The following is a 7,327-nucleotide window of genomic DNA, read 5'->3' as shown; positions in this document are numbered from 1 at the left end:
GTATCCAATGCCCTGATTTTCAGATTAGCCTCTGCCAAAGCCTTTTTCAAGGCTTGGAGTTCTAAGGATTCGGATGTTTCTGGTGTCTGCTGATTCTTTGACATATCTAAGGATGAGAAATCTCTAAGTTCGGAATTTTCCTGCTTAAATCTCTTGATCCACTGATTTATCAATGAAGCACTACTGATATTGAATGAAATACGTGCTTGTTTTAAGCTCATACCGGACTCTATAGCACGTACTACAGAACGACGCTCAGATTCTGTATAAGACTTATTTCCACTACGATAACCATGTTGAAATAGCCAGGCTTCAAGTGATCTTGAACTCATGCCGTACTCCAGGATTAAATCCTTACGGGGTACTCCCTGCTCAACAAGGCTAACGATATGCGAAATTAGACGCTTATCAAATTTTTGTTGTTTACTGGTCCGAGATGAATAAATTAATGCTGTTTCTTTTGTTTCCATACACTGTTTTTAGTGTATAGCTTTTTTAGGAATCGACATTATTATACAGTTATATTAGTTTTAATATCAGCAAATCTTCTATTGAAAAGTCAAGATGTGATCTCCCTTAGCCATAATGATTTTAGCTGTTAAATTGATAAAAAGACCGTGAGCCAATATTCCATCAATCTGGTTAAGTTGAGAAGCAAGTTGGGCAGGTTCGTTTATTAAACCAAAATCTGCATCAATAATGTAATTTCCATTATCGGTAATAAATTTCTGACTTTCTTTAACTCTAAGCGTTGCTTTTCCGCCTAGTTCTTCAATTTTATTAAAAACATATTGATAAGCCAATGGAATAACTTCGATTGGAACAGTAAAAGCTCCGAGTAAATTTACTTTTTTAGAAGAGTCTGTAATGATAATTGCGTTTTTACTCAGCGACGCTATAATTTTTTCTCTAAATAGGGCGCCACCGCCACCTTTAATCAAGTTAAGGGTTTCGGTAAATTCATCGGCTCCGTCAATACTAATATCTATAGTGCCTAAAGTTTCGAGCGGTAAAATCGGAATTCCGAAAGAAATGGCCAGTTCTTCTGTTTTTATTGAACTTGCTGCCGCTTTAATTTCCAGGCCATCTTTAATTCTTTCAGCTAACTCTTTTATGGCAAAGGTTGCCGTGCTTCCTGTTCCTAGTCCTACTACGTCATGATTTCGGACAAATTTAACCGCTTCTTTAGCCGCAGCTAATTTTTCTGCATCCTTTTTGCTTTTATCAATGGCTTCCATGAAGTAAAAATAGTTAATTCTTCAACGACAGACTTACAGAAATAATGGATTAGTGTAAAGATTGGTAAATAAAAAAATTTTAGGTCGATGCAATAAATCCTAAATCTAGCGTTAATGTATGTGAGAGCGTTAATTTAGATGATGGGGATTCTGCAACTGCGGAATCTCCATTTCTTTTTTAAAAGGGTTTTAAACGAAAAAGGTTGACATCGCTGTCAACCTTTTTCGTTATCATTTTCTTAATTAAAATCGCCCTGTTAAAGTTACGCCGTACGTGCGTGGATTACCAAGGTGAGCGGCTCCAAAATCGTAAGCGTAATCAATGTAAGTTTTATCGCCCAAGTTTTTTCCCCAAACAAATAAGTCAAAGCGTTTATTAGTAACTCCTAACTTAGCATTAAAAAGATTATATCCTTTCTGTTCGATTTGATTGCCTAAATCGTAAAACTGATTTCCTGTAAAAATCCACTCTCCACGGGCAACAAGGTTTAATCTTGAATTCTTATCCAACTCATAGCTGTATTGAGGGGCAAACATCGATGTTAATTCTGGCGTGTAAAGTTGTCTGTTGCCGTCCAAATTAATTGTTTCACCGTCTTTAGGCAATTGTAAAGACGTATATTTTGCATCGGTATAACCTAAATTATAATCGAAACTTAAGCCTTTTACGGGTTTTGCTGATAGCTCTAATTCCAGCCCTTTGCTTGTCAATTTCCCTGCATTTCGGGTAATGGTTACCGCATCAGGTAAAATTAAAACTGGAATTTGAGCATCTGTTAATCTTATATAGAAAGCAGTTAGGTTAATACTCAGTTTATCATCTAAAAAAGTATTTTTCGAACCAATTTCAAAATTATTGCTGTATTCTGGTTTGTAAGCAACCAACGGCAATGCAGATGGATCAGAACCTAATTGCGTTAATCCACCAGCTCGGTATCCTCTACTGTAGCTTGCATAAATATTGTTGTTTTCTTCGGTAATGGCATATGCCAGGCTAACCTTTGGCGAAAAAGCTTTAAAGCTTGCTTTGGCAGTTGTATCATTTTGCGAAATAGCAGGTGCCATTCCATCCATCAAAAACTCGCCAAGTGCGCTTTGTTTTTTATGTTCGTAATCGTAGCGTAATCCTGCAGTTGCAGATAGTTTTTCGCTTAGCGCATATGTTAATTGGCCATAAGCCGCAACACCATAGCTTTTACCCGTATTGGTATTTAAACTTGTGAAAAACGGAAATGGCGCACCAACAAAAGCGGCATCAGCACCAAAGTAAGTGCCCTGTTTTACAGGATTTTTTTGATAAAAACCATACAAACCAGCTACCCATTTTAATTTAGAGTTACTTGCTGCTGGCGAACTTAATTTAAATTCCTGCGTATAAACCCGAATTTTATTCCAATCGTTACCATAATTATTTATGATTGAAACACCATCAATCGGAGAAAAATCTCCATCAATTGGTTGCTTATAATATCTGTAATTAGATTGGTAAGCGGTTTGAGAACTGAAATTTATAACATTGCCAGTATAATTAGCTGTTAACGATGTATTAAACAAATTATCAACCATTTGAGTGGTTGCATCTTGATTTAGCTTAAATGGATTTTCTAAGGCATCGTTTACCGAGCCTGCAAGTGGAAACGTTCCATTATTGCGGTTTTCGTTATGTTTTACATTTAAGGTTAAAGCAAACTTATCACTTGCCAAAAATTTCAAATAATAATTCCCTAAAAAGCCATGAAGTTTATCAAATTTCGAATTGTTAAATTCATTTGTATAAAAACCATCAGCCTTGTTAAATAGCCCAGCTGCGCCGAAAAATAGTTTATCCTTAATTAAAGCAGAACGAATGCCTAAGCTATATCGCTGCTGACCGAAATTACCAAGATCCACACTTGCAAATCCGCTGGTGGTATTAGTTGGTTGTTTGGTAATGATGTTAACTACACCGCCCATTGCATTTCTGCCATATAAAGTTCCTTGCGGACCGCGTAAAACTTCGATACGTTCTACGTCGAATAACGATGCAATATAAGTATCTAAACCAAACTGATTTACGCCATCGATGTATGTAGCAACTGCTGGATCGTAAGACGTTGTACCAATACCTCTTATTGAGATTACATTACGACCATCGCCTGGATTGCTGCTGTAAAGATTTGGAACAATTGCTGATAAATCGCGTGTGTTTTGAATGCGATAATCCGTTACTTTAGCCGCAGAAAATGCCGTTATTGCTGCTGGTATGCTAAGAATCTTTTCATCTGTTTTTTGTGCAGAAACCGTTACTTCATCCAAGCGTAAATTGGTTTCGGCCAATACAACACCAATATTTTCATTTATGTTAGTGTTCTTTACAACTGATGCATAACCAATTGCCGTAAATTTTAAACTTACTTTTCCTGCCGGAACATTATTAAATTCAAACGCTCCGTTTGCATTGGTTAACGTACTTAAATTCGAGTTTAACACCTGAACTGTTACGCCAGAAATTGCTATATTTTTTGCATCGATAACTACACCCGAAATTTTACCGTTTTGCTGTGCATTCACTGCAAAGCAGATTAATAAGCTTAAACTTATTAATGACAAGATTCTCTTCATTTTCTCTCTATCCTTTTTTAAAACAAAACGGCCGATGTTTCCATCAACCGTTTTAACCAAACTTATACTAACTTATTATTTTACTTATCTAATGAGTTAATCCATGCAGCAATTTTTAAACCTTCGGCTTTGGTAACCTGAGGCATTGGTGGCATTTCTGTAGAATAGCCTGGCCAATTTTGTGGTTGCGGATTATGAATTAACTGTACAATTTTCTCAGGCGAATATTTACGTTTTGCAATTTCTATAAATGCAGGTCCAATTTGTCTTTTAGTTGGATTGTGGCATGCTGTACAAGTTCTTTTTGTTAACAATCCTTCTACTTCTTTAAAAGTTGGCACTTTCGCCGCTGCAGTTGTATTTGCAGGCGTTGTCGCTGTAGCTCCTTTGGCCTCTGGTTTAGTTCCTGTACCTGCTTTAGGTTTCGCCGAGCCTTTTACAGGTGTTGCTGATGCTTTCGGACCTGCTTCAGAATTCTTTGTACTTACCTCGTTCATTGATAACTTTTCACCATCAGCAATTTGATTTAAGGTATAATAAGCCACAGGATGAATAAGGGAATAAAATCCTTCTTTATCGCGAACACCATCTAATGTTAACGTATGAATATAATATTGACGAAGATTTGGGATGATTAACCGCACTTTCATGCCATCTTCTGATACCTTAACGCCATTAATTTTTAAAGTTTCGGTATTTACTGGAGGAGAACCATAAACTGGGTGATATTTGTAAATAAAGCTTTCAGCTGCATAAGAAGCTAAATCTTCAGCCGATTTACGATCAACAGGTTTAGTAAACTCAACTTCAAAACCGTCGGGCATTGAACGCACCGCTTTCATTTCGAAAGGAACTTTATCGTTGTAAACCAAGCGCTCTAAACCTTCGTTTGCATCACCTGCCGAACCCCATCCACGATTTGTTTCGCCAACAAATAATGATCCATCAGTTCCCCAGGCCAATCTTAAAACGCCCGAACGGAAGCCTTTTCTGAATAAGAAAGCAGCGCCTTGCTCTTCGCCTTTAACCGTTTCTAAGAAAACTCTTGAAATGATACTCATACCCTGATCGCCAACTAAAATTTGCCCGGCAAAAGGACCAAAAGTATTTTCAGGGATTTTAACAGGTTCAGCTGAAGAGATTCCTAAAATTCCGTATGGTAACCAAACAGAAGGTAATTTCAGTTCAGGAAAAACCTTTTTCATATCGAAAAGTGTTTTAAAGGTTTCGTTAACACGATTTTCTGGCTTGATGTATCGGCCTTGCTCATTTTTTATTCTACGCTCATCAATACTTGAATAGAAGAAATCAGAAGTTAACTTAACAGGAGAATCTGATCTGCCCGTCCACCTTAAACTTGCAGGATGCCCCATAAAATCGCCTTTATTAACTTTCCATAAACCGCCAGAACCAACCCAGTCTCCCTGGTTTTCTGTGAAATAGAATTGATTATCAATCATTCCGATACCTGCAGGAGAACGGAAACCCGCAGCATAGGGCGTCATTTTTCCATCTTCTGTTATGTTCATCGCCCAACCACGCATCGGCACCCGACTTTCGCCTCTCCACCACTCCTCATCTCCAAAAGCTACGTTTGCCGTTACTAAAAACGTTCCATCGGCAGCTATTTTCGGTCCGAAACTATATTCATGGTAGTGCCCGCTTAACGGCCATGCATATACCGTTTCATAAACATCGGCTTTGCCATCCATGTTTTTATCAACCAGTTTGGTTAATTCGCCACGTTGAGCAACGTAAAGTGCGCCATTTTTATAGGCAAGACCTAATATTTCGTGTAACCCGCTGGCAAATTTGCGGAAATAAGGTTTTGTACTTGTCGGATTTTCGACAATGTAAACTTCTCCTCTACGGGTAGAAATTCCTAAATCGCCATTTGGTAAAGTAACCAAGCCACCAACTTCTAATATTGGTCCTTCAGGAACTCTAACTTTATTTATTCTGAAAAAATCTTCTTCTTTTGGTGTTTCCTGAGCAAAAAGCGTTGAGAAACTTAAGCTCAAAGCTAATGTTGCAAGTGTTTTAAATGTATATCTCATCGTTAATCAGATTAAAATAAAATAGAATAATTTAATTTGCTTCCGATAGGAATAATCAGTTGTTTTTTACCGTTTGCATCTCTAACAATTGGTTTTTCGCCATTTGGAAATTGCAAATAATAAGCTTTATCATCAACCAGATATAAACCTTTCGAAACTTCGTTAAGATCTTTTACCTCACCCAAAAGGAGATAAAGATCTTTAGCAGGCTGCTCAATTGTTACTTCGCGGGTTAAACCTTGTCCGTTTTCCATAACTTTTACAGCATCTGTAACCTTAGTTCCGTATATGATATACTTAAATTCAGGACGTTCCTGACTATCCATTACATAACCTTTTGTGCGGAAACCTGTACCAGCAGTATCAGGAACCCATGCACTTTCTGGTGTTGCTAATTTTGAAATGGCTAAAACTGGTTTTGAAGTAAAGCGGGTTACGCTACCTAAGGGACGTGAGGTTCCATTTCCACGACCATCCCACATTGGAGTAGCATCCAGGAAACCACCATGCCAGCCGTGTAATAATGTTCCGTTATCTAAATCGTAGCTGTAAGCGGTTTGTTGTGCACCACCAACCGAAATTGCATGTACCGAACGAACGCCAGGTAACACATCAACGAAACTACGAATCATGGTATTTACAGGGGCATCAACATAAATTGGATCGCCACCACCACCACGACGGCCGTTTTGAGCTGGAGCAACCGGGATATCACTGATAGAAATATTTCTGAAAGCTACAGTACCCTGATCGCCTTGAATACGTAACGGAGCTAAAGCTTTTTCAGTTCCGAAGCCACCACGAGTTGCGCCAGTTAATTCAACATTCTCATGAATCGTAACGCCATTTAAATCAACACTTAATAATCTCGCATTTGCGATTTTTATACCTGAAGCATCGAACTTTGGCGCCTGGAAAACAACTTTAATATGTTGCCATAAGCCAGGGGCTTTACTTACGTTTTGGCGTGGAGCGACACCATCGAAACCTTTTTCTCCTTCAGGTTTATCATTATTCCAGCGTTCATGGGCACCACCATTACTTGATGAAACCGGGTTAGTTAATGTCCACGAATCTTCAATTTGAATTTCATAATTACTTTGAAGGAAAATACCTGAATTTGCACCTTTTGCAACCAGATAATCAAGTTCCAAAATCATGTCACCATATTCTTTAATGGTATATAAATCGAAACCTGGTTTTTTGGGGGTAGATGTATTCAGTAAAATGCCTGTACCTTTTGTACTTTTTACGGCATTAACAATATTCATATCAACGGTAACATCACCTACAAGAGTCCAGGAATTTCCTGGTTCCTTAAATGCTGATAAATCTGTAAGTGGAATACTGGATTGCTGGCCAAATGCCATACAAGTTCCAACGAGCCATATTAAGGCTGTTGAACCCGCTTTTAAGACGTTAATCTTCATA

General features: G+C 38.0%; 5 protein-coding genes. All 5 read right to left on the bottom strand.

The genetic code is table 11. The features are described 5' to 3' along the window. Positions 1-470 (bottom strand): helix-turn-helix domain-containing protein (locus ABD692_RS11410; RefSeq protein WP_344767077.1); only part of this gene is annotated, 470 nt, incomplete at its 3' end. 78 nt (positions 471-548) lie between these two features. After that, complete coding sequence (rpiA, locus tag ABD692_RS11405; RefSeq protein ID WP_344767075.1) at positions 549-1,238, bottom strand: ribose-5-phosphate isomerase RpiA; 690 nt, start codon at positions 1,236-1,238, stop codon at positions 549-551. 243 nt (positions 1,239-1,481) lie between these two features. After that, positions 1,482-3,839 carry a TonB-dependent receptor gene (locus ABD692_RS11400; RefSeq protein WP_344767073.1) on the bottom strand — a complete coding sequence of 786 codons (2,358 nt, stop codon included), beginning with the start codon at positions 3,837-3,839 and terminating at the stop codon, positions 1,482-1,484. Positions 3,840-3,919: 80 nt separating this feature from the next. Beyond that, the gene (locus tag ABD692_RS11395; RefSeq protein WP_344767070.1) at positions 3,920-5,896 is read right to left on the bottom strand and encodes a hypothetical protein; all 1,977 of its coding nucleotides are present in this window, start codon (positions 5,894-5,896) and stop codon (positions 3,920-3,922) included. Between the two features lie 11 nt (positions 5,897-5,907). Then, positions 5,908-7,326 (bottom strand): 3-keto-disaccharide hydrolase, encoded by a 1,419-nt coding sequence (locus ABD692_RS11390; protein ID WP_344767068.1) that lies wholly within the window; start codon positions 7,324-7,326, stop codon positions 5,908-5,910. Between the last annotated feature and the right edge of the window lies 1 nt (position 7,327).

The organism is Pedobacter ginsengiterrae (assembly GCF_039537385.1).
Lineage (GTDB): Bacteria > Bacteroidota > Bacteroidia > Sphingobacteriales > Sphingobacteriaceae > Pedobacter > Pedobacter ginsengiterrae.
The sequence above is the reverse complement of the archived record's forward strand: the minus strand, read 5'-3'. Positions and strand labels throughout refer to the sequence as shown.

Excerpts from the sequence above, each read along its gene's own strand:
- rpiA (WP_344767075.1), bottom strand. The coding sequence starts at position 1,238 with ATGGAAGCCATTGATAAAAGCAAAAAGGATGCAGAAAAATTAGCTGCG.
- ABD692_RS11400 (WP_344767073.1), bottom strand. The coding sequence starts at position 3,839 with ATGAAGAGAATCTTGTCATTAATAAGTTTAAGCTTATTAATCTGCTTT.
- ABD692_RS11395 (WP_344767070.1), bottom strand. The coding sequence starts at position 5,896 with ATGAGATATACATTTAAAACACTTGCAACATTAGCTTTGAGCTTAAGT.
- ABD692_RS11390 (WP_344767068.1), bottom strand. The coding sequence starts at position 7,326 with ATGAAGATTAACGTCTTAAAAGCGGGTTCAACAGCCTTAATATGGCTC.